20 protein-coding genes are annotated in these 18,640 nt (G+C 68.5%); 12 read left to right on the top strand and 8 right to left on the bottom strand.

Annotated features, from left to right (window positions below; genetic code table 11):
- The first annotated feature begins 7 nt into the window (after positions 1-7).
- Positions 8-865 carry a signal peptidase I gene (gene lepB, locus QSK25_RS27515; protein WP_285642475.1) on the top strand — a complete coding sequence of 286 codons (858 nt, stop codon included), beginning with the start codon at positions 8-10 and terminating at the stop codon, positions 863-865.
- Between the two features lie 366 nt (positions 866-1,231).
- Here the strand turns inward: lepB and QSK25_RS27510 are convergent, their stop codons facing one another.
- The 3 genes from QSK25_RS27510 to QSK25_RS27500 are packed head-to-tail and all read right to left on the bottom strand — an operon-like array spanning position 1,232 to position 4,322.
- Positions 1,232-2,128 (bottom strand): carbohydrate ABC transporter permease, encoded by an 897-nt coding sequence (locus QSK25_RS27510; RefSeq protein ID WP_285642472.1) that lies wholly within the window; start codon positions 2,126-2,128, stop codon positions 1,232-1,234.
- Positions 2,125-3,081 (bottom strand): carbohydrate ABC transporter permease, encoded by a 957-nt coding sequence (locus QSK25_RS27505; RefSeq protein WP_285642471.1) that lies wholly within the window; start codon positions 3,079-3,081, stop codon positions 2,125-2,127. The genes QSK25_RS27510 and QSK25_RS27505 overlap by 4 nt, the downstream gene beginning before the upstream one ends.
- Complete coding sequence (locus QSK25_RS27500) at positions 3,078-4,322, bottom strand: ABC transporter substrate-binding protein (protein ID WP_285642470.1); 1,245 nt, start codon at positions 4,320-4,322, stop codon at positions 3,078-3,080. The genes QSK25_RS27505 and QSK25_RS27500 overlap by 4 nt, the downstream gene beginning before the upstream one ends.
- 306 nt (positions 4,323-4,628) lie before the next feature.
- On the opposite strand from QSK25_RS27500, the gene QSK25_RS27495 reads away from it, so the two are divergent.
- From QSK25_RS27495 to QSK25_RS27480, 4 genes are read left to right on the top strand one after another with little or no spacing between them, the layout of a single operon-like run.
- On the top strand, positions 4,629-6,611 hold the full coding sequence (locus tag QSK25_RS27495; protein ID WP_285642468.1) for a beta-galactosidase: 1,983 nt from the start codon (positions 4,629-4,631) through the stop codon (positions 6,609-6,611).
- A 1-nt stretch (position 6,612) separates the two neighbouring features.
- Entirely contained in the window at positions 6,613-7,410 is a 798-nt protein-coding gene (locus QSK25_RS27490) for a DeoR/GlpR family DNA-binding transcription regulator (protein ID WP_065914902.1), read from the top strand.
- Positions 7,407-8,495: a galactose-1-phosphate uridylyltransferase gene (gene galT, locus QSK25_RS27485; RefSeq protein ID WP_285642461.1), complete on the top strand. Its 1,089-nt coding sequence runs from the start codon at positions 7,407-7,409 to the stop codon at positions 8,493-8,495. The genes QSK25_RS27490 and galT overlap by 4 nt, the downstream gene beginning before the upstream one ends.
- Positions 8,496-8,546: 51 nt before the next feature.
- Entirely contained in the window at positions 8,547-10,154 is a 1,608-nt protein-coding gene (locus tag QSK25_RS27480) for a trypsin-like peptidase domain-containing protein (protein WP_285642460.1), read from the top strand.
- A gap of 133 nt (positions 10,155-10,287) precedes the next feature.
- Here the strand turns inward: QSK25_RS27480 and QSK25_RS27475 are convergent, their stop codons facing one another.
- Complete coding sequence (locus QSK25_RS27475; protein ID WP_285642459.1) at positions 10,288-10,728, bottom strand: hypothetical protein; 441 nt, start codon at positions 10,726-10,728, stop codon at positions 10,288-10,290.
- Positions 10,729-10,944: 216 nt separating this feature from the next.
- Here QSK25_RS27475 and QSK25_RS27470 point away from each other — a divergent pair, with 216 nt between their 5' ends.
- From QSK25_RS27470 to QSK25_RS27455, 4 genes are read left to right on the top strand one after another with little or no spacing between them, the layout of a single operon-like run.
- On the top strand, positions 10,945-11,628 hold the full coding sequence (locus tag QSK25_RS27470; protein ID WP_285642458.1) for a response regulator transcription factor: 684 nt from the start codon (positions 10,945-10,947) through the stop codon (positions 11,626-11,628).
- 23 nt (positions 11,629-11,651) lie between these two features.
- Positions 11,652-12,512 (top strand): sensor histidine kinase, encoded by an 861-nt coding sequence (locus tag QSK25_RS27465; RefSeq protein WP_285642936.1) that lies wholly within the window; start codon positions 11,652-11,654, stop codon positions 12,510-12,512.
- 5 nt (positions 12,513-12,517) lie between these two features.
- Positions 12,518-13,018, top strand: coding sequence for a MogA/MoaB family molybdenum cofactor biosynthesis protein (locus QSK25_RS27460; RefSeq protein WP_089909148.1), 501 nt, complete (start codon positions 12,518-12,520; stop codon positions 13,016-13,018).
- On the top strand, positions 13,005-13,187 hold the full coding sequence (locus tag QSK25_RS27455; RefSeq protein ID WP_285642963.1) for a hypothetical protein: 183 nt from the start codon (positions 13,005-13,007) through the stop codon (positions 13,185-13,187). Before QSK25_RS27460 ends, QSK25_RS27455 begins: the two co-directional genes overlap by 14 nt.
- A gap of 521 nt (positions 13,188-13,708) precedes the next feature.
- Here QSK25_RS27455 and mscL read toward each other — a convergent pair.
- From mscL to QSK25_RS27435, 4 genes are all read right to left on the bottom strand, one after another.
- Entirely contained in the window at positions 13,709-14,149 is a 441-nt protein-coding gene (mscL, locus tag QSK25_RS27450; protein ID WP_285642452.1) for a large-conductance mechanosensitive channel protein MscL, read from the bottom strand.
- Positions 14,149-14,703, bottom strand: a complete 555-nt coding sequence (locus QSK25_RS27445) for an SAF domain-containing protein (protein WP_285642451.1) — start codon at positions 14,701-14,703, stop codon at positions 14,149-14,151. The genes mscL and QSK25_RS27445 overlap by 1 nt, the downstream gene beginning before the upstream one ends.
- A gap of 90 nt (positions 14,704-14,793) precedes the next feature.
- Positions 14,794-15,123, bottom strand: a complete 330-nt coding sequence (locus tag QSK25_RS27440) for an FmdB family zinc ribbon protein (RefSeq protein ID WP_285642449.1) — start codon at positions 15,121-15,123, stop codon at positions 14,794-14,796.
- Positions 15,124-15,217: 94 nt separating this feature from the next.
- The gene (locus QSK25_RS27435; protein ID WP_285642447.1) at positions 15,218-15,784 is read right to left on the bottom strand and encodes a 5-formyltetrahydrofolate cyclo-ligase; all 567 of its coding nucleotides are present in this window, start codon (positions 15,782-15,784) and stop codon (positions 15,218-15,220) included.
- 38 nt (positions 15,785-15,822) lie between these two features.
- Between QSK25_RS27435 and QSK25_RS27430 the strand changes: the two genes are divergently transcribed.
- From QSK25_RS27430 to QSK25_RS27420, 3 genes are read left to right on the top strand one after another with little or no spacing between them, the layout of a single operon-like run.
- On the top strand, positions 15,823-16,707 hold the full coding sequence (locus tag QSK25_RS27430; RefSeq protein WP_285642446.1) for a UTP--glucose-1-phosphate uridylyltransferase: 885 nt from the start codon (positions 15,823-15,825) through the stop codon (positions 16,705-16,707).
- A gap of 17 nt (positions 16,708-16,724) precedes the next feature.
- On the top strand, positions 16,725-17,948 hold the full coding sequence (gene glp / locus QSK25_RS27425; protein ID WP_285642444.1) for a molybdotransferase-like divisome protein Glp: 1,224 nt from the start codon (positions 16,725-16,727) through the stop codon (positions 17,946-17,948).
- The gene (locus QSK25_RS27420; RefSeq protein ID WP_285642443.1) at positions 17,945-18,598 is read left to right on the top strand and encodes a GNAT family N-acetyltransferase; all 654 of its coding nucleotides are present in this window, start codon (positions 17,945-17,947) and stop codon (positions 18,596-18,598) included. Before glp ends, QSK25_RS27420 begins: the two co-directional genes overlap by 4 nt.
- Positions 18,599-18,640: the final 42 nt, after the last annotated feature.

Raw genomic sequence — 18,640 nt, 5'->3', positions numbered from 1 at the left:
GGGGCGTGTGAGTCATCGCGTGAACGACGATTCGTCGACCTGGGAGACCACCCCTCCCTCCGGAGACGGCCCCGCCGAGCCCACGTCACGCTTCTCGACGTCCGCTTCGCGCGCTTCGTCGTACGAGGACCGTTCGTCGCGTTCCTCCGCCTACGAGGAAGAAGCCCCGGAACCCCGGTTCCGCAAAAAGAAGAAGAAGCAGCCGTTCTGGAAGGAACTGCTGGTCATCTTCAGCGTGGCGCTGCTGCTGACCGTCGTCATCCAGACGTTCGTCGCGCGCGTCTTCGTCATCCCGTCCGCCTCCATGGAGACGACGCTGCACGGGTGCACCGGGTGCGTGAACGACAAGGTGCTGGTCGAGAAGATCACGTACCTGTTCAACGACCCACGGCCCGGTGACGTGATCGTGTTCCGCGGTCCGCCGAACTGGACCGGGGGCCAGGAGCCGCCCAACTTCGTCGTCGGGACGCTGCAGGACCTCGGGTCGATGGTGAACCTGTCGGAGCCTTCCGGGACCGACTTCATCAAGCGCGTGATCGCGGTGGGTGGGCAGACCGTGGAGTGCTGTGACGACCAGGGCCGGGTGATGGTCGACGGGAAGCCGTTGGACGAGCCCTACCTGAACTTCGGTGGTGGTCCCCGGCAGCAGGAAGCGTTCGAGAAGGTCACCGTGCCCGCGGGCAAGTTGTGGGTGATGGGTGACAACCGGAACAACTCGTCGGACTCGCGCAAGCACGGGGATCCGACTCCGGCCGATGGTGCGATCCCGATTTCGAACGTGGTCGGCAAGGCTCGGGTGATCGTGATCCCGGTCGGCCGGTGGGGGACGATCTCGGACTACAACCCGCAGACCGGCGGGAAGTAGCCAAGAAGCAGACACGAAGGGCGCAGGACCTGGCGGTCCTGCGCCCTTCGTGTTGTCACGTCACCTTGGGCGGGTGGTTGCGTTGGGGAGCAAAGACTTGAGACGAGCCGGGTCAATTCATCGCCGCTTCGCGACGACAGAGATCGGGGCTTGACTTCGGGGCCCTTGCGAGGCGCTGGTCGACCGGAAAGGCCGGGCTGAAAAGCGCCCGGCCGATCCGCGAGGGGTAGCACCTCGCACCCGAAGTCAAGCCCCGATCCCAAGCGTGCGTGGCTGGGTTTGTGCTGGCACGTCACCACACCGCTGGTTCGATGTGCGGTGCTCGTTCGGGCTCGCCTTCGGCTTCGCGTGGGTCTGGCTTGCTGGTCAGCCCTTGGTGGAGCCGAGGGTCAGGCCGCCCACGAACTGCCGTTGCAGCACGAAGAACACCACCAGCGTCGGCAGCGCGACCAGGAGAGAGCCCGCTGCGATCAGGTTGTTGTCGGTGAAGAACGTGCCCTTGAGGTTTTGGAGTGCGGAGGTGACCGGCATCTTGTCGCCGTCCTGGATCAGCACCAGCGCCCAGAGGAAGTCGTTGTAGATCCAGGTGAACTCCAGGGTCGCCAGGGCGGCCAGCACCGGACGGCACAGCGGCAGCGTCAGCTGCCAGTACTGCCGGAACACCGACGCCCCGTCCACCCGGGCCGCCTCGGTGAGTTCGTACGGGATGGTCTTCATGTAGTTCGACAGCACGAACGTGCAGAAGCCCATCTGGAACGCGATGTGGATCAGGATCACGCCGAGCTGCGAGTCGATCAGCGAGCCGCTCTCGGAGACCCATTCCGGCACCACGATCAACCGGTAGAGGCGCCAGAGCGGCGTCACGATCACCTGTTGCGGCAGCAGGTTTCCGGCGGTGAACAGCATCAGCAGCGCGATGTTGAACTTGAAGCTGAACCGCGAGACGCCGAACGCCACCATCGAGCTCAGCAGCAGGGTGACGACGAGCGCGGGGATCGTGATGAGCAGCGTGTTCCAGTAGAAGTGCGGCAGGTCGCCGATCTCCCACGCCTTGGCGAAGTTCTCGAACGTCAGCGACTTGGCGATCGAGAAGTAGCCGTTGACCGACGTGTCCTCGTAGGTGCGCAGTGACGCGTAGACGGCCCACAGCAAGGGGGCCAGCGTCATCAGGCACGTAAGGACCAGGAACACGTGCAGGGCGATCCGGGCAGGCGTCACCGTGCGCTTGCGGGCTGGTGCTGGGCGTTCCAAGGTGGCCGTCACGTCCGGTTCTCCTTGCTGAACACCTGGTACAGGTACGTGATGATGAAGCCGAGCGAGATCGTCAGCAGGACCACGGCGACCGCGGAGCCGCGGCCGATGCGGGAGGCCTCGCCGATGATGTTGTCGGTCACCAGGACGGACAGCAGTTCCAGGCCGTTGCGGCCCTTGTTGATGACGTAGACGATGTCGAACGCGCGCAGCGCCTCGATGACCGTCACGACGAGGACGACGATGTTGACGGGCTTCATCACCGGGAACGTGACGCGGAAGAACGTCTGCGCCGAGGAGGCGCCGTCCAGGGCCGCTGCTTCCTTCAGGGCCGGGTCGACGGACTTCAGGCCCGCCAAGTACAGCAGCATGATGTAGCCGGTGTGCCGCCACGCGGCGGCCACCAGGACCGCGTACAGGTTGATGTCCGAGTCGCCGATCCAGTCGACCGGGTTGGCGCTCAGGCCCAGCAACGAGTTCAGCAGGCCGCCGTCCGGGGTGTAGATCAGCTGCCAGATGAAGCCGACCAGGGCCAGCGACAGCACCATCGGCAGGTACAGCGCGCTCTGGTAGATGCGGCTGAACCGGAGTTCGCGGTCCAGCAGCACGGCCAGCAGCAGGCCCGCCGAGGTCGGGACGACCAGCAGGAAGACCAGCCAGATCAGGTTGTGCTGCACCGCGGGCCAGAAGCGCGGGTACTCGGTGAAGATCTCCACGTAGTTGCCGACACCGATCCACTCGATGTCCTCGAAGCCGCCGATGCCGTTCCACTCGCTGAACGACAACGCGACCGAGCCCAGCGTCGGGATCCACACGAACAGCAGGTGCACGATCGTGGGGATGCCGAGCATGAGCGCCAGCACCAGTTTGTCCGTGCCGGCGAGGGCCGTGGCACGCTTTCCACGCCGACGAGGCGGCGGCCCGGAGGGGGCCACCGCCTTCGGCTTCTCCTGCACCGCGGTCACTTGAAGATGTTCTTCGCCTGGTCAGCCATGCCCTTGAGCACGGAGTCGACGCTGTTCGGGTCCTTGATGAACGCGATCAGGCCGTTGGTGGCCGCCTCGCTCGCGAAGCCGGGGTCGGTGTCGCGGTCCAGGAACTGCGTGATGTGCTTGGCGTTCTTGATGGTGTCCGCCACCTTCTTCTGCAGCGGGCTGTAGCTCGCCTGGTCCGCCTTCTGGTTGGTCGCGACCGCGGTCGGGTCGGCCTTCAGGTAGGCGAGCTGCGGCTCGGCCGAGGACAGGTACTCCAGCAGCTTCAGGCCACCGTCCGAATTGGACGGCTTCTTCGCCATCATGTAGCCGTCGATCGGTGCCTCGACGGTGTCGGTGCCGTGCTCCGGGTTGATCTCCGGGAACGGGAAGAAGTCGAGGTCGTCCTTGTCGGCGTCCGGGAACTGCTGGCCGACGAACGCGCCGAGCAGGTACATGCCGGACTTCTTCTGCTGCAACGTCTGCGCGGCTTCCTGCCACTCGCGGCCCAGCGCGTTCTCCTGGTGGAACGGCAGCAGCCGCTTCCAGGTGTCGAACACGTCCTTGACCCGCTTGTCCTGCCAGTCCTCCTTGCCGGCCAGCAGGTCGACGTGGAACTGGTAGCCGTTGACGCGGAAGTTGAGCTGGTCGAACGTGCCCATGGCGGGCCAGCCCTGCTTCTGCGCGAAGGCGATCGGGATGAGGCCGTCGGCCTTCATCTTCGTCGAGAGCGCCACGAGTTCGTCGAGCGTCTTCGGCACCGCGTAACCGCGTTCCTGCCAGAGGCTCTTGCGGTAGAACATGCCCCACGCGTACTGCGTGAACGGCACGAAGTACTGCTTGCCGTCGGTGCCGGTGGAGGCCTGCTTGAGGGCGTCGGAGTAGTTGCCGCCGACCTTGCCCCACAGGTCGCTGAGGTCGCTCGTGAGGCCCTTGTCCGCGAAGAAGCGCATGCGGTAGCCGGCGAACCACGCGAGCACGTCGTCCGGCTTGCCCTGCAGGTAGTTGTTGATCTGCTCCTGGTACTGCTCGTGCTGCTTCGTGTTGATCGTGACGGACAGGCCGCCCGACTGGGCCTCGAAAGCCTTCACCGCGGCCGTGATCGCGTCCTTCGGCACCTGGTCGGACAGGTTGTTGCCGAAGGTGACGACCTTCGAGTCACCGCCCGAGCTCGCGCCGCCGCCGCACGCCGACAGAAGACCGCTGGTAGCGGCGACGCCGGCACCGGCCAGCATGACTCGCAGCATGGTGCGCCGACCGAAGTGCGGTAACGGAGTGGAACCAGGCGTGTGCAGAACCATCATCGCTCCTACGGGTGACACTCGCTCGTGCGAACCGAACAGGACTCAAACAAAGTTGCGCACAATGTGGTCCCAGGCACACATCCTGTCAAGTGTCGTTACGGAGCTGTTAAACCAGTGCGTAGCACCGTTCTGGGCGGTTCCCGGTACTCGTACCGGGAACTTTATGAACAGACCTCAACGCAGAGTTATGTTTGCTTGTGTTGACGTTGGGGGTTGTTGTCGGCCACGCTTGCGGCCGTGACGACATGGCCAACGGACCTGCCCGGGCTCGGCTGGGGGGCCGACTACAACCCCGAGCAGTGGCCCGAACACGTCTGGGCCGAGGACGTCGAGCTCATGCGGCGGGCCGGCGTCACCATGGTCAGCCTGGGCATCTTCAGCTGGGCCAAGATCGAGGTGAGCAAGGGCGAGTACCGGTTCGACTGGCTCGACCGCGTGATGGACCTGCTGCACGAGGGCGGCATCCGGGTCGACCTCGCGACCGCCACCGCCGCGCCCCCGCCGTGGCTCACGACCGAGTACCCCGAGATGCTGCCCGTCCGCGCGGACGGCGTGCGGCTCTCGCACGGTTCACGGCAGGCGTACTGCCCGACGTCGCCGATCTACCGCGACCGGGCGACGGCGCTCGCCGCCGAGATGGCCGCGCACTACCGGGACCACCCCGCGCTGGCCGCGTGGCACGTCGGCAACGAGTACGCGTGCCACGTGAAGCGCTGCTACTGCGACACGTGCGCGGCCTCGTTCCGCGAGTGGCTGGCGGCCCGGTACACGCTCGACCAGCTCAACGACGCGTGGTCCACGGCGTTCTGGAGCCAGGGCTACACCGACTTCGCGCAGGTCCTGCCGCCGCGCGTGACGCCGACGTTCTCCAACCCGGCGCACGTGCTGGACTACGACAGGTTCTCCGACGACGCGATCCTGGAGCTGTACAAGGCCGAGCGGGACGCGCTGCGGCTGATCACACCGGACGTGCCGATCACCACGAACTTCATGGTCAACTGGACGTTCGGCGACCTCGACTACTGGAAGTGGGCGCGCGAGGTCGACTTCGTCTCCAACGACCACTACACGCAGGCCCAGTCACCGGACCGGCACGTCGAACTCGCCATGTCCGCCGACCTCGTGCGCGGCCTCGCGGGCGGCAAGCCGTGGCTGCTCATGGAGAACTCGACCTCGGCGGTGAACTGGCAGCGGCGCAACATCGCCAAGACGGCGGGCGAGCAGCGCAGGCACTCGTTCCAGAACGTCGCGCGCGGCGCGGACGGCACGTTGTTCTTCCAGTGGCGGCAGTCGCGCGGCGGCAGCGAGCGCTACCACTCGGCGATGGTGCCGCACGCCGGCACGGACACCAAGGTGTACCGGGAGGTCTGCGAGGTCGGCGCCGAGTACGCGAAGCTCGCCGACGTCGTCGGTTCCACTGTGGACGCTCAGGTCGCGGTCCTGTTCGACTTCCAGTCCGGCTGGGCGCTGCGCCAAGACGCCCACCCGACGCAGGACTTCGACTACTGGCAGCACGTCCTCGGGTACTACAAGGCGCTGTGGGACCTCGGCGTCACCGTCGACTTCGTGGCACCCGGCACGAACCTCTCGAAGTACGCCCTCGTGGTCGTGCCCGCGTTCTATGCGGTGTCCGACGCGCACGCGGCCGTCGTCGCGGACTACGTGGCGGGCGGCGGGCACGTCGTCGTCACGTACCTGTCCGGCGTCACCGACCAGTACACGCGGGTACGACTCGGCGGGTACCCCGGCGCGTTCCGGGACGTCCTCGGCGTGTGGTCGGAGGAGTTCCACCCGCTGAAGGAGGGCGAGACGGTCTCGTTGAGCGACGGCTCGACCGCCTCGTTGTGGACGGAGCACCTGCACACCCGCACCGCCGACGTCGTTGTCTCCTATGCGGACGGGCCGTTGCCCGGTGTGGCGGCGGTGACACGCAACGCGTTCGGCAACGGCACCGCCTGGTACGTGGCCTGCGATCTCGACGGGGCAGGTCTCGGCCGAACGGTGGAAAACGCGCTTTCCGGTGCGGGCGTTGCGGTGTCGCGTTCGCCGATCGAGCTCGTGCGGCGCAGGGGAGACGTATCGTTTCTCTTCGCCGTGAACCACACGGACGCCGACGCGGAGATCGAAGCGACCGGCGTCGACGTGTTGTCCGGCACGCAGGTCTCCGGACGCCTCACCGTGCGAGCCGGGGACGTCGTAGTCCTCAGGGAAGAGGTGTGAGGTGCTGGCACGTCAACGGCAAGCCGTGATCATCGAAGAGGTCCGCCGCACCGGGGCGGTGCGCGTCAGCGACCTCGTCGTGCGGCTCGGCGTCTCGGACATGACCGTGCGCCGCGACCTCGACGTGCTCGCCGCGCGCGGCCTGGTGGAGAAGGTCTACGGCGGCGCCACGTCCGTCGTCGGCCGCTCCACCGACGAGCCCGGGTTCGAGGCCAAGTCGGTCCGCCAGCTGCCGGAGAAGGAGGCGATCGCGGCCGCCGCCGCGGGCCTCGTGCGTCCCGGCACCGCCATCGGTCTGTCCGCGGGCACCACGACGTGGACGCTCGCCCGGTTCCTCGACGACATCCCGGACCTCACGGTCGTCACGAACTCCATCCGCGTCGCCGACGTGTTGCAGCAGAGCGGGCGCACGGACCGCACGGTCGTGCTGACCGGTGGCGTGCGCACGCCGTCCGACGCGCTGGTGGGCCCCGTGGCCGTGCAGGCGTTGCGGTCGCTGCACCTCGACGTGGTGTTCCTGGGCGTGCACGGCATGGCCGAGCGCTCCGGCTTCACCACCCCGAACCTCAACGAGAGCGAGACGGACCGCGCGCTCGTCGACGCCGCCGGGCGCGTCGTCGTGGTGGCGGACCACGAGAAGTGGGGCACCGTGGGCATTTCCACGATCGCCGACCTCGACGAGGCGCACGTCCTGGTGACGGACGAGGGTTTGCCGGACGACGCACGGGCGATCCTCTCCGAGCAGGTCGGCGAGTTGGTGTTGGCTCATGTACCGGGAAGTGGCGAGGAGTTGGCGTGAGGCGTACCGCGGGCAAACTGGCGGACGGCCGGGAGATCATCTACTTCGACGACAGCGCTGAGGCGCCACCGAGAGTCGCGGTGGACACCCGGGACCTTCCCGAGACCCAGCCGATGTCCGAAGCACGGCTGGACCCGTTGACCCGCGAGTGGGTCGTCATGGCGGCCCACCGCCAGACGCGCACCTACAAGCCACCGGCGGACCTCTGCCCGTTGTGCCCGTCGACGCCCGGTCGTCCCACGGAGATCCCCGAGGCCGACTACGACGTCGTGGTGTTCGAGAACCGCTTCCCGTCGCTGGCGCAGAACGTGCCCGACGTGCCGTCCACTGTGGACGGCGAGTCGGTGTTCCCGCGCGCGCCGGGGCGTGGTCGTTGCGAGGTCGTGTGCTTCACCTCCGACCACAACAAGTCCTTCGGTGAGCTGTCCCAGGAGCGCGTGCGCACCGTGGTGGACGCGTGGGCGGATCGCGTTGCCTTCTTGTCAACGTTGCCAGGGGTCGAACAGGTCTTCCCGTTCGAGAACCGCGGCGAAGAGATCGGTGTGACCCTGTCGCACCCGCACGGCCAGATCTACGCCTACCCGTTCGTGACGCCGCGGACCGAGCGCATGCTCTCCGCGGCCCTCGACTACCACGCCGAGCACGGTCGGCCGTTGTTCGGCGACGTGCTGGAGGCCGAGCTCCGCGCGGGCGCGCGCGTGGTGGAGACGTCCGAGCACTGGGTCGCGTTCGTGCCCGCCGCCGCCCGCTGGCCCGTCGAGGTCGTGCTGGCACCGCGCCGGCAGGTGCCCGACATCGCCGCTTTGTCCTCTGTGGAGCGTGACGACTTCGCGTCGCTCTACCTGCAGGTGCTGCACCGCCTGGACGCGCTCTACGACCGGCCGTTGCCCTACATCGCCGCGTGGCACCAGGCGCCGGTGAACGCCGGGCGCGAGGAGATGTGGCTCCACCTGCAGGTCTTCTCGGTGCTGAGGACGAAGGACAAGCTCAAGTACCTCGCCGGGTCCGAGTCGGGCGAGGCCGTCTGGATCAACGACGTGACGCCGGAGCAGATCGCCGAGCGCCTCCGGGGAACACACAAGTAGCTCCCAGGCTGGTTTAAGGGTTCTCTCAGGACGGGCCGCGAGACTATGGCCATGACCGAGAGCAACAAGCCCGCGCCACAGCCGGAAGACGCCAACTCCGTGCCGACGAGCGCCGGTCAGACAGACTCCGGTGCGCGGGAGCAGGGCCCGTCGCAGCCGGAACCCGGCCAGCCGGATCCTTTGCAGGGGGGATCCGGCCAGGCTGGGGCACCTTCCGCACCAGCAGCGCAGCAGGCGGCGGCTCCGGCCGCGCCGGCGGGGCTGGGCGACGTTCCCGCCTCCTTCACTTCGGCTCAGCCGCAGGTGCCCTCACCTGACGCGGGCCAGACGCAGCTCGGCGGGTCCGGACCCGGCCGGCAGCACTCCTCACCCTCCGGGTCCGGCCAACCTCACCCGCTCGGCCTCGGCGCCACGACCGCGCAGTTCGGCGCGGAGCCGGGACCGCACTCCGGTCCGTTCGCGCAGCAGCACGCGGGACCGCACTCCGGGTCGTTCGAGCAGCCCAACCCGTTCGCCGCGCCCGGTCAGCAGGGCACCCAGACGGGGCAGTACTACCTCCCGCCCGGCCAGCTGCCGCCCGCGCCCGCACGTCCCAAGGGCCGCGGCAAGGTCGTGGCCGGTGTGGCGGCCCTCGTGCTGCTCGTCGGAGGCCTCTCCGGCGGCATCGGCGGCTACCTGGGCTACAACTTCGCGAACGAGTCGTCGTCGGTGAGCTCGCTCGACTCGCCGCGCCCCGCCTCGCAGACGTCCAACGCTCCCGCGGGCTCGGTCGAGGAGGTGGCGAACAAGCTGCTGCCGTCCGTCGTGCAGATCCGCGTCACCACGCGCTCCGGCGCCGGCGAGGGCTCCGGCTTCATCATCTCCAGCAACGGCCAGATCGTGACGAACAACCACGTCATCGAGGGTGCCGCGACCGGCGGCGACATCAAGGTCGTCTTCCAGGACGGCAAGACCGTCTCCGGCAAGATCCTGGGCCGCGACCCGAGCTCCGACATCGCCGTCATCCAGGCCGACGGCGTCTCCGGCCTCCCGGTCGTGGACCTCGGCAACTCCGGTGACATGAAGATCGGCCAGAACGTCGTCGCGGTCGGTTCGCCGTTCGACCTGGCCGGCACCGTCACCTCCGGCATCGTCAGCTCGCTCGACCGCCCGGTCTCCGCCGGCGGCGACCGCAACTCGCAGGCCACCGTCCTCAACGCCATCCAGACCGACGCCGCGATCAACCCCGGCAACTCGGGCGGGCCGCTGGTGAACATGAAGGGCCAGGTCATCGGCATCAACTCGGCGATCTACAGCCCGAGCCAGGGACAGGGCCAGGCCGGTTCCGTCGGCATCGGCTTCGCGATCCCGATGGACCAGGCGCGCCGCACGATCGACGAGATCGTGAAGACCGGCAAGCCGAAGCAGACCGTGCTCGGCGTGAAGGTCGAGAACACCGAGCAGGGCGCGCGCATCTCGGAGATCACCTCCGGTGGCGCGGCCGAGAAGGCCGGTCTGAAGGCCGGTGACGTGATCACCAAGTTCGGTGACCGCCGCATCGACGAGTCGGACACGCTGGTGGCCGCCGTCCGGTCCAAGGCACCCGGCGACAAGGTCACGATCACGCTGTCCGACAACAAGACCGTGGAAGCCACCCTCGACGGTGTCGAGGTGGGATAGGTCGGGGGAACGCCTCGTCTCGGACAACCGCCGCCCGTCCGAGCCGAGGCGTTGCGACCCCAGCTGAGGCCCGGACCTGTGCGCACCTGCCCCGCACACAGGCCCGGGCCTCTTCTCACGTCCTCGCGGCCGGTCACGCGCAGGCCGCGCTGCCCCACTCGACGTAGGAGCCGTCGCCCTGCCTGAGCATCACGCGGGCGCAGATCTTGAGGCTGTCATCCGCGTACACCTTGTCGGCCATCTTGTTCCAGCTGTCGACGCAGAGGTACTGGTCGCCGAGGACGATGCGGTTGGGGAAAGACCGTTCGCGCCACCACTCCCAGCGCCCCACCACGCACTGACCGGTCGGGGTGGTGATCATCTTTCCGCTGAGCTGGCCGTCGTCGCAGTACGAGGTCTGCCATTTGTTGCCGGAGGTGGCACGACGCGGGAAACACGCCTGCGCCGACATTTCACCGGATTGCTGAATCGCCGCACCGGACGGGGTGGCAGGGGCCGGTTCGGCGCCCGCCGGGCTCGCGCCCATGAAGGCGAACGCGACAAAAGCGCACGCCACGGCTAGTTTCGTCTTCACTATGAATCCCCCAGGACACTTTTTTACTTCAGTTCGTTTCAATTCTCGCCGAGGAGATGCGTCCTTCTGTGGAAGTCATCCTCCAAGCGAGAACGGCTTCGACCGTAGCCCTGTGCGCCAGGGCTCGAAGATGCATTGGGAACAAATTGATGTTTTAACTGTTGCCAGTTGATTACGGATCTGAGCCGCCCGTCGCGCGAGGCTTATCGTGGCGACGTGGAACAGGTTCTGGTCGTCGACGACGACACGACGGTGCGCGACGTGGTGCGCCGCTACCTCGAGCACGCCGGCTACGCGGTCGAGCTCGCCGGTGACGGGGAGCAGGCGTTGCGGCTGCTGGCCGCGAAGGAGCCGGACATCGTGGTGCTGGACCTGATGCTCCCCGGCATGGACGGCCTCGAGGTGTGCAGGAGGATCCGGGAGCGCGGCAGCACGCCCGTGGTGATGCTGACGGCCCTGGGCGAGGAGGAAGACCGGATCGCCGGGCTGCAGATCGGCGCGGACGACTACGTCACGAAGCCCTTCAGCCCGCGTGAGCTGGCGTTGCGCGTCTCGTCCGTGCTGCGGCGGGCGCACCGCGCGTTCGAGCCCAGGGTGGTGCGGGACGGGAACCTCGTGCTGGACGTGGCCGCGCACACCGCGACGCTGGACGGGCGGCCGTTGCAGCTGACGACCCGCGAGTTCGATCTCCTGGCGTTCTTCATCGGCAACGCCGGCAAGGCCTTCGGCCGGTCCGAGCTGCTGGAACGGGTGTGGGGCTGGCAGTTCGGCGACCAGTCGACCGTCACCGTTCACGTGCGACGGTTGCGGGAGAAGATCGAGGAGGACCCCGCGAAGCCCCGGCGGCTGAGCACCGTGTGGGGCGTCGGCTACAGGTACGACCCGTGTTCGACCGACTGAGCCGCGTCTCGCTGACCACCGTGATGACCGTGATGGTCATCGTGCCGGTGGTGGCCACCATCGCCGGAGTGGTCGTGGTCAGCGGGTTCATGTTCACGCCGATGCTCGGCGCGGCCCTGATGGTGTGCACGGTCGTCGCCGTCGTCGCGGTGCCGTTCTCGATCATGCTGGGCCGTGCCATCGCGCGGCGGACGATGTGGGAGCGCGAGGCGGAGGCGGCCCGGCGGCAGCTCGTCGCGTGGATCTCGCACGACCTGCGCACGCCGCTGGCGGGGATCCGCGCGATGACCGAGGCGCTGGAGGACGGCGTCGTCTCGGAACCGGGCGAGGTCGCCGTCTACGCGAAGCAGATCGCGCTGGAAGCCGATCACCTCGCGAAGCTCGTGGACGACCTCTTCCAGCTCTCCCGCATCACCGCCGGCGCCCTGAACCTCTCGATGCACGACGTGAGCCTGGCCGACGTGGTCTCCGACGTCGTGGCGGCGTCCCGTCCGGTGGCGGCGCGCGAGGGCGTGGAGTTGCGGGCGGACGCTCGTGAATGGCCGGTCGTGCGCGGTTCCGATCCGGAACTGATGCGTGTCGTGCGCAACCTTGTGTCCAACGCCATCCGCCACACACCGGAGGGTGGCTCGGTGGCCGTCCAGGTCGATGTGGACGGACCCGATGCCGTGGTGCGCGTGGACGACGCGTGCGGCGGCATCTCCGAAGACGTGCTGCCACAGGTCTTCGACGTGGGCTTCCGCGGCTCGTCGGCGCGCAACCCGTCCGGCGCCGGGCTGGGCCTTTCCATCGCGCGTGGCCTCGTCGAAGCCCACCACGGCCGGATCGGCGTCGAGAACCACGGTCCTGGCTGCCGCTTCGAAGTCAGACTCCCGCTACGGTGATCGGTATGGAACGCAGCGCGCAGCGCCTTGGCCGCGCTTTGGTCGTGATCGTGGACGACCGGGTGGCGCACGGTGAGCAGGATGACAACTCCGGGCCTCTCGTCACCGAGCTTCTGGAGGAAGTGGGCTTCATCGTCGACGGCACCGTTGCGGTCGAGGGTGAGGTGGTCGACATCAGGGCAGCCCTCAACACGGCAGTCATCGGTGGCGTCGACCTCGTGGTCACCGTGGGCGGCACAGGTGTGTCCCCGCGCGACGTCACCCCCGACGCCACGCAGGGTGTCCTCGACCGCCCGATCCACGGCATCGCCGAGGCACTCCGCGCCTCCGGCCTGGCCGCCGGCGCGGTCGACGCGGGCATCTCGCGCGGCCTCGCCGGTGTCTCCGGCAGCACGCTCGTCGTGAACCTCGCGGGCTCGCGTTCCGCGGTCCGCGACGGCATGGCGACGTTGTCGGCCCTGGTGCCCTACGTGATCGAGCAGCTGAGCGGTCTTGACGAGGAGTGACGAGCCGAAGCCGTCCGGCGACGACGCTGCCGTGCAGCGCCGTCGCCGGTTGGCAGAGGTGTTCGGTGACGTGCTGCCGGAGACCACATCGGACGAGCGCGGTGAGCGTGGGTCCGATGACCGCGAATCCTGGTACCGCGAGAACCGGCCGCCGCACCACGGCGGGTGAGTCGGCGCCGTGCGCCGGCCGAGACCGCGGCCAGATCTCGCGTCGATGACCGCGGTTGCCGCTGAACGCCTGGTTTTCGGCACTGAGTGCCTGGTGTTGTGTGCGTGGCCGGGCTGGGGTGCCGATCGCGGTTGGTGTCGCCTCCGCCGCGCTGTCTGAAACTTTGAGTCGCGAGCCGTACAACGCGCTCTGGGGCGGCCGCCCCATCTCGTTGCGTGTGGCGGTGCCTGGTTGGTGCGCGCCAGCCGCACGGCAGCTCGTCCCCCGCATCCCGCTGGCGTTGTCTGGGCGGTGCGCGTCAGGTGTGCCGTGGCTCGGCCGCCGCATCCGGTCGCGTGTGGCGCCACTTGGTCGGCCTGCGCCGGTCGCGCGGTTCGGCCCCGCATTCCGTTGCGCGTGGTGTTGCCGGTCGACCCGCGTCGGTCGTACCGCGGTGCGGTCGCCGCATCTCGCCGGCGTTGCCTCGACAAAGCGCGCGGGCCCGGAGGCGGCGCGCTTCGTCTCGGCGGGGACGAGGGTGGTCAGACCGCGGGGCCGCGGCGCTCGGGGTGCTGGGGCGCCGACTGGGTTGCCGCCGCCTGGGCCTGCAGGAGGTCGCGGATCTCCTTGAGCAGTTCGACATCGGTGGGCTCGGACGGGCCCGGCTCCACGCCCTTCTCGCGGCGCTCCTTGATCTTGTTCATCGGCAGCACGAAGATGAAGTAGACGACGGCCGCGACGATCGCGAAGTTGATGATCGCCGTGATCAACGCGCCGAGGTCGATCTTCGTCTTCTCGTTCGCCTCGATGAGCTTGAACGCGAGACCTTCGACGTTGTTGCCGCCGAACAGCGCCACCAAGGGGTTGATGATGTTCGTGGTGAACGCGGTGACGATCGCGCCGAACGCGGCGCCGATGACCACGGCCACGGCCAGGTCGACGACGTTTCCGCGCATCAGAAAGTCTTTGAATCCCTTCAGCATCAGCGGAGAGTAACGGCTAACGCTTGGTCCAGTGACATCGCGGCCACACGAGTCGCATTGAGTCTGGGCAACGTCAGGACCACCACTCGGCCCTGGGTTTCGCGGACCGTGGCGTTTTCGGCCAGCACCTCGCCGGACGGTGAGATCACGTCCACTCGTGCACCCGGGCGGATCACAGCGGCCAGGGCCTGGTCAGCCAGCTGTACGGCGGCCGCGGCCTGGTTCGGCGGGGTGGTGGCCAGGTCGACGTCGGTCAGCGGGATGCCTGCTCTGGTCGGGGACGCGAGCGGTCTGCCCACCAGATCGGTGGAATCCGCGAAAGTCCCCTCTACGGGTGAGGCCAGGGAGACCAGACGCAGGTCTGCCGCGGCCAGGGGTACACCTGCCGGCAGGTCGCGGGTGGCGACCACCGCGGGATGGCCCACGTCGGGCCAGAAGAACGTGACCAGAGCTAGCGAAGCCAGACCCAGCGCCAGGAAACGGCGCCACGCAACGGAAAGCGGGCGGCGGAGGAGGGCGCGGAGGCGGTCGGGGAGGGTGGCGGAAAAGGTCATGCCTCCGACCGTAGGGGGGTCGGAGGCATGTCAGACCGGGCTGAAGTCCAAGTTGTGGACAACTCGTGAGTTGTGGACAACTTGCGATCTTCAGGACGCGGCGGCCGCCGGAGCGCTCGACGAAGACGAAGAGGACGACGTGGACTTCTTCTCCGACGACGAGGACGAGGTCGAAGAGGACGACGACGAGGACTTCGAGTCCGAAGAGGAGGTCGTCGACGAGGACGTGCTCTTCGACGAGCCCGAGCGGCTGTCCGTGCGGTAGAAACCGCTGCCCTTGAACACGACGCCGACGGCGCCGAAGAGCTTGCGCAGCTTGCCCGAGCACTCCGGGCACTCGGTGAGGGAGGCGTCGCTGAACGACTGCACAGCCTCGAACCGGTGCTCACACGCGGTGCAGGCGTACTGGTACGTAGGCACTGGGTTTGCTCCTAGCTCTGGCACTCGACCGTTGTGAGTGCCAACACGATTTTCGCTCAGGACCTTCCCGGAGCGCAAACACCCCAGGTCAACGTCACAGCCATCGCAGGCCCACCGAGGGGGTCAGCACGCCGTTCATCCGCACGTCGTGGGGCTCGCCGGGGACCTCGGAAAGCACCTCGCAATCCCGGACGACACCCACCAGCGGCGCGGTGACCAGCGGCAACGACCGGTCGTAATGACCTTGCCCCTTCCCCAGCCGCACCCCGGTCACCGACACGGCCAGCGCGGGCACGAGCACCAGCGAGGCTCCAGCGATCGCCGAGGCGCCGAGCCGCTCACCGGTCGGCTCGAGCAACTTGAACCCGGCGGGCGCGAGCGAGGAGGGGCCCGAGTACACCGCCCAGTCCAGCGCGGAAGGCCCGGTCACGATCGGTAGCAGGACGCGGCACCGCAACCCCTCCAGCCAGGACGCCTCACCGGGCTCCGATCCGACCGGGATGAAGGCGCACACGGTCTGATCAGCGGAAACGTCCAGCGAAGCCACGTGTGCGGCCAGGGCGCGAGAGTCAGATGCGCGAACCTCGGGAGGAAGGGAACGCCGAGCGGCCAGCAACTGTGAACGCAACGTGGCCTTCCGGTCACGAAGATCGGACGTCATGTCGGGTACCCCTCGGTATGTCGTTAGCATCGCAGCCCATGAGCAGCGCCTTCCACACCGCTATCGTGCCCGCGGCCGGTCTGGGCACCCGTTTCCTCCCCACGACCAAAGCCGTGCCGAAGGAACTGCTGCCCCTGGTCGACACCCCCGCCATCGAGTACGTGGCGCGCGAGGCGGCCGAGGCGGGAGCGAAGAAGCTGGTCATCGTGACGTCGCCGACCAAGGGGTCGGTCGCGAACTACTTCGACGAGAACCCCGAACTCGAGGAGTCGCTGACCGCCAAGGGCAAGACCGACCTGGTCGAGAAGATCCAGCGCGCCCCGAAGCTCATCAAGGCCGAGACGGCGATCCAGGAGAAGGCGCTCGGGCTCGGCCACGCCGTCGGGTGCGCCGAGGGCAACCTGACCGGCGAGGACGAGGCCGTCGCGGTGCTGCTGCCGGACGACATCATCCTGCCGGGCGACGCCCTGCAGAAGATGGCGAAGGTCCGCGAGGAGAAGGGCGGCAGCGTCCTGCTGGCGTTCGACATCCCGCGCGAGCAGATCTCCGCGTACGGCGTGTTCGACGTCCGCGACACCGGCAGCGACGACGTCAAGCAGGTCGTCGGCATGGTCGAGAAGCCGAAGCCCGAGGACGCGCCCTCGACGTTCGCCGCGGCCGGCCGGTACCTCCTCGACCGGGCGATCTTCGACGCCCTCAAGCGCATCACGCCTGGTGCGGGCGGCGAGCTGCAGCTCACCGACGCCATCGCGCTGCTGATCAACGAGGGGCACCCGGTGCACGTCGTCGTCCACCGCGGCGGGCGACACGACCTCGGCAATCCCGCCGGATTCCTGCGGGCTGCGGTTGACTTCGCACTCAACACCCCGGAGTACGGACCCGATCTGCGCGAGTGGTTGCGGGAACGCCTCGACAACTCCTGAGCGCGAGGACCAATCACATGAGGTCAGTGGACGAGCAGCTCGCTCGGGTGATCGCGGCCGCGGTGCGGCCCGCACCCGTGCGAGTCGCGATCTCGGAGTCGCAGGGCCTGCTCTGCGCTGAGGAGGTCGTCGCGGAACGCGCGTTGCCCGGCTTCGACCAGGCCGCCGTGGACGGCTACGCGGTGCGCAGCGTCGACGTGTCCGGCGCGAACGCGAGCCCGGTGCAGCTGCCGGTCGTGGGCGAGATCCCGGCCGGGTCGCGGCAGCCGCGGCGGCTGCAGCCCGGTCAGGCGGTGCGGATCGCCACGGGCGCGCCGCTGCCGACGCTCGCGGACGCCGTCGTGCCGCTCGGCTACACCGACGGTCACCAGGCCAAGGTGACCGTCAACCGCAGCGTGCCGTCCGCCGGGTTCGTCCGCCGCACCGGCGAGGACGTGCAGACCGGTGACGTCGCGGTGCGCCGTGGCGCGTCCATCGGTGCCGCTCAGGTGGGCCTGCTGGCCGCCGTCGGACGCAACAAGGTGCTCGTGCACCCACGTCCGCGCGTGTCCGTCATCTCGCTCGGCGAGGAACTCGTCGACGTCGACCGCACGCCCGGTCAGGGCCAGGTCTACGACGTGAACTCGTACGCGCTGGCCGCCGCCGCCCGCGACGCGGGCGCCGAGGTCAGCCGGGTCGGCATCATGTCGGCCGACCCGCGCCGGCTGCGCGAGGTGGTCGAGGGCAGGTTGCTGCTCTCGGAGATCGTCGTGATCGCCGGCGGCGTCGGCGGCACCGTCGGCGACGAGGTCAAGGCGGCGCTGGCCGACCTCGGCGACATGGACGTCAACCGCGTCGCCATGCACCCCGGCTCCGCGCAAGGATTCGGCAGGCTCGGGCCCGACGCCGTGCCGACGTTCCTGCTGCCGGCGAACCCCATGAGCGCGCTCGTGGTGTTCGAGGTGCTGGTCAGGCCCCTGATCAGGGCCGCGCTCGGCAAGAAGAACCCGTACCGCCGCGCCGTGTCCGCGCGCCTGCTCTCGCCGTTGCAGTCGGCGAAGGGCCGCCGGGGCTTCCTGCGCGGCCAGCTGCTGCGCGACGCGGACAACGGCGAGTACCTGGTGCAGCCGCTCGGCACGTCCGGGTCGCACCTGCTCGCCTCACTGGCGGAGGCCAACTGCCTGATCATGGTCGACGAGGACGTCACCGAGATCTCCGTCGGTGAAGAGGTGCTGGTCAGCTTCCTAGCGCAGCGTGGATGAACGCTTTCGCCGATCTGGGCAGACACCCCGGCTGGCCTGCCCGGCTGGGGCCCCTCCAGGTGCGCGCGGGCACCGTCGAACTGCGCGGGCCCAGGTTCTTCGACGGCTCGAAGTGGTCGAGGCTGCGCATCCGCGACCGCTCCTACCTCGAAAACTGGGAACCCACGGCGCAGGAGGGCTGGGACGAGCGCAACGCGGCGCTCTCCTGGCCCGCCCAGTGGTCGTCGCTGCGGGGCATGGCCCGGCGCGGCACCACGCTGCCGTTCATGATCCTCGTGGACGGCGAGGTCGCCGGTCAGATCACCGTCGGCAACATCGTGCGCGGCTCGCTGCTGTCCGCGTGGATCGGCTATTGGGTAGCCGCTGATCGGGCGGGAGGCGGCGTCGCGACGGCGGCCGTGGCGTTGCTCACCGACCACGCTTTCCGCGAGGCCGGTCTGCACCGGCTCGAAGCGACCGTGCGACCCGAGAACGGCCCCTCGATCCGGGTGCTGCAGAAGTCCGGCTTCCGCGAGGAAGGCCTCTTCAAGCGTTATCTGGATGTTGCCGGACTGTGGCGCGACCACCTCTGTTTCGCGCTCACGTCCGAAGAGGTCACTGATGGCCTAGTGCGCCGTTTGGTCGCACGCGGAGAGGCCCGTCTTCCCTGATCCGCGCTTCCGTTCGTCGTAATCACTTCACCCAAAAGTGGG

The sequence above is a fragment of the Lentzea sp. NBRC 102530 genome (assembly GCF_030269365.1).
Classification (GTDB): domain Bacteria; phylum Actinomycetota; class Actinomycetes; order Mycobacteriales; family Pseudonocardiaceae; genus Lentzea.
Note: the sequence above shows the minus strand (reverse complement) of the source record. Positions and strands in the feature narration are given on the sequence as shown.

Excerpts from the sequence above, each read along its gene's own strand:
- mscL (WP_285642452.1), bottom strand. The coding sequence starts at position 14,149 with ATGCTGAAGGGATTCAAAGACTTTCTGATGCGCGGAAACGTCGTCGAC.
- QSK25_RS27465 (WP_285642936.1), top strand. The coding sequence starts at position 11,652 with ATGACCGTGATGGTCATCGTGCCGGTGGTGGCCACCATCGCCGGAGTG.
- QSK25_RS27480 (WP_285642460.1), top strand. The coding sequence starts at position 8,547 with ATGACCGAGAGCAACAAGCCCGCGCCACAGCCGGAAGACGCCAACTCC.
- QSK25_RS27460 (WP_089909148.1), top strand. The coding sequence starts at position 12,518 with ATGGAACGCAGCGCGCAGCGCCTTGGCCGCGCTTTGGTCGTGATCGTG.
- QSK25_RS27500 (WP_285642470.1), bottom strand. The coding sequence starts at position 4,322 with ATGCTGGCCGGTGCCGGCGTCGCCGCTACCAGCGGTCTTCTGTCGGCG.
- QSK25_RS27420 (WP_285642443.1), top strand. The coding sequence starts at position 17,945 with ATGAACGCTTTCGCCGATCTGGGCAGACACCCCGGCTGGCCTGCCCGG.
- QSK25_RS27445 (WP_285642451.1), bottom strand. The coding sequence starts at position 14,703 with ATGACCTTTTCCGCCACCCTCCCCGACCGCCTCCGCGCCCTCCTCCGC.
- glp (WP_285642444.1), top strand. The coding sequence starts at position 16,725 with ATGAGGTCAGTGGACGAGCAGCTCGCTCGGGTGATCGCGGCCGCGGTG.
- QSK25_RS27435 (WP_285642447.1), bottom strand. The coding sequence starts at position 15,784 with ATGACGTCCGATCTTCGTGACCGGAAGGCCACGTTGCGTTCACAGTTG.
- QSK25_RS27430 (WP_285642446.1), top strand. The coding sequence starts at position 15,823 with ATGAGCAGCGCCTTCCACACCGCTATCGTGCCCGCGGCCGGTCTGGGC.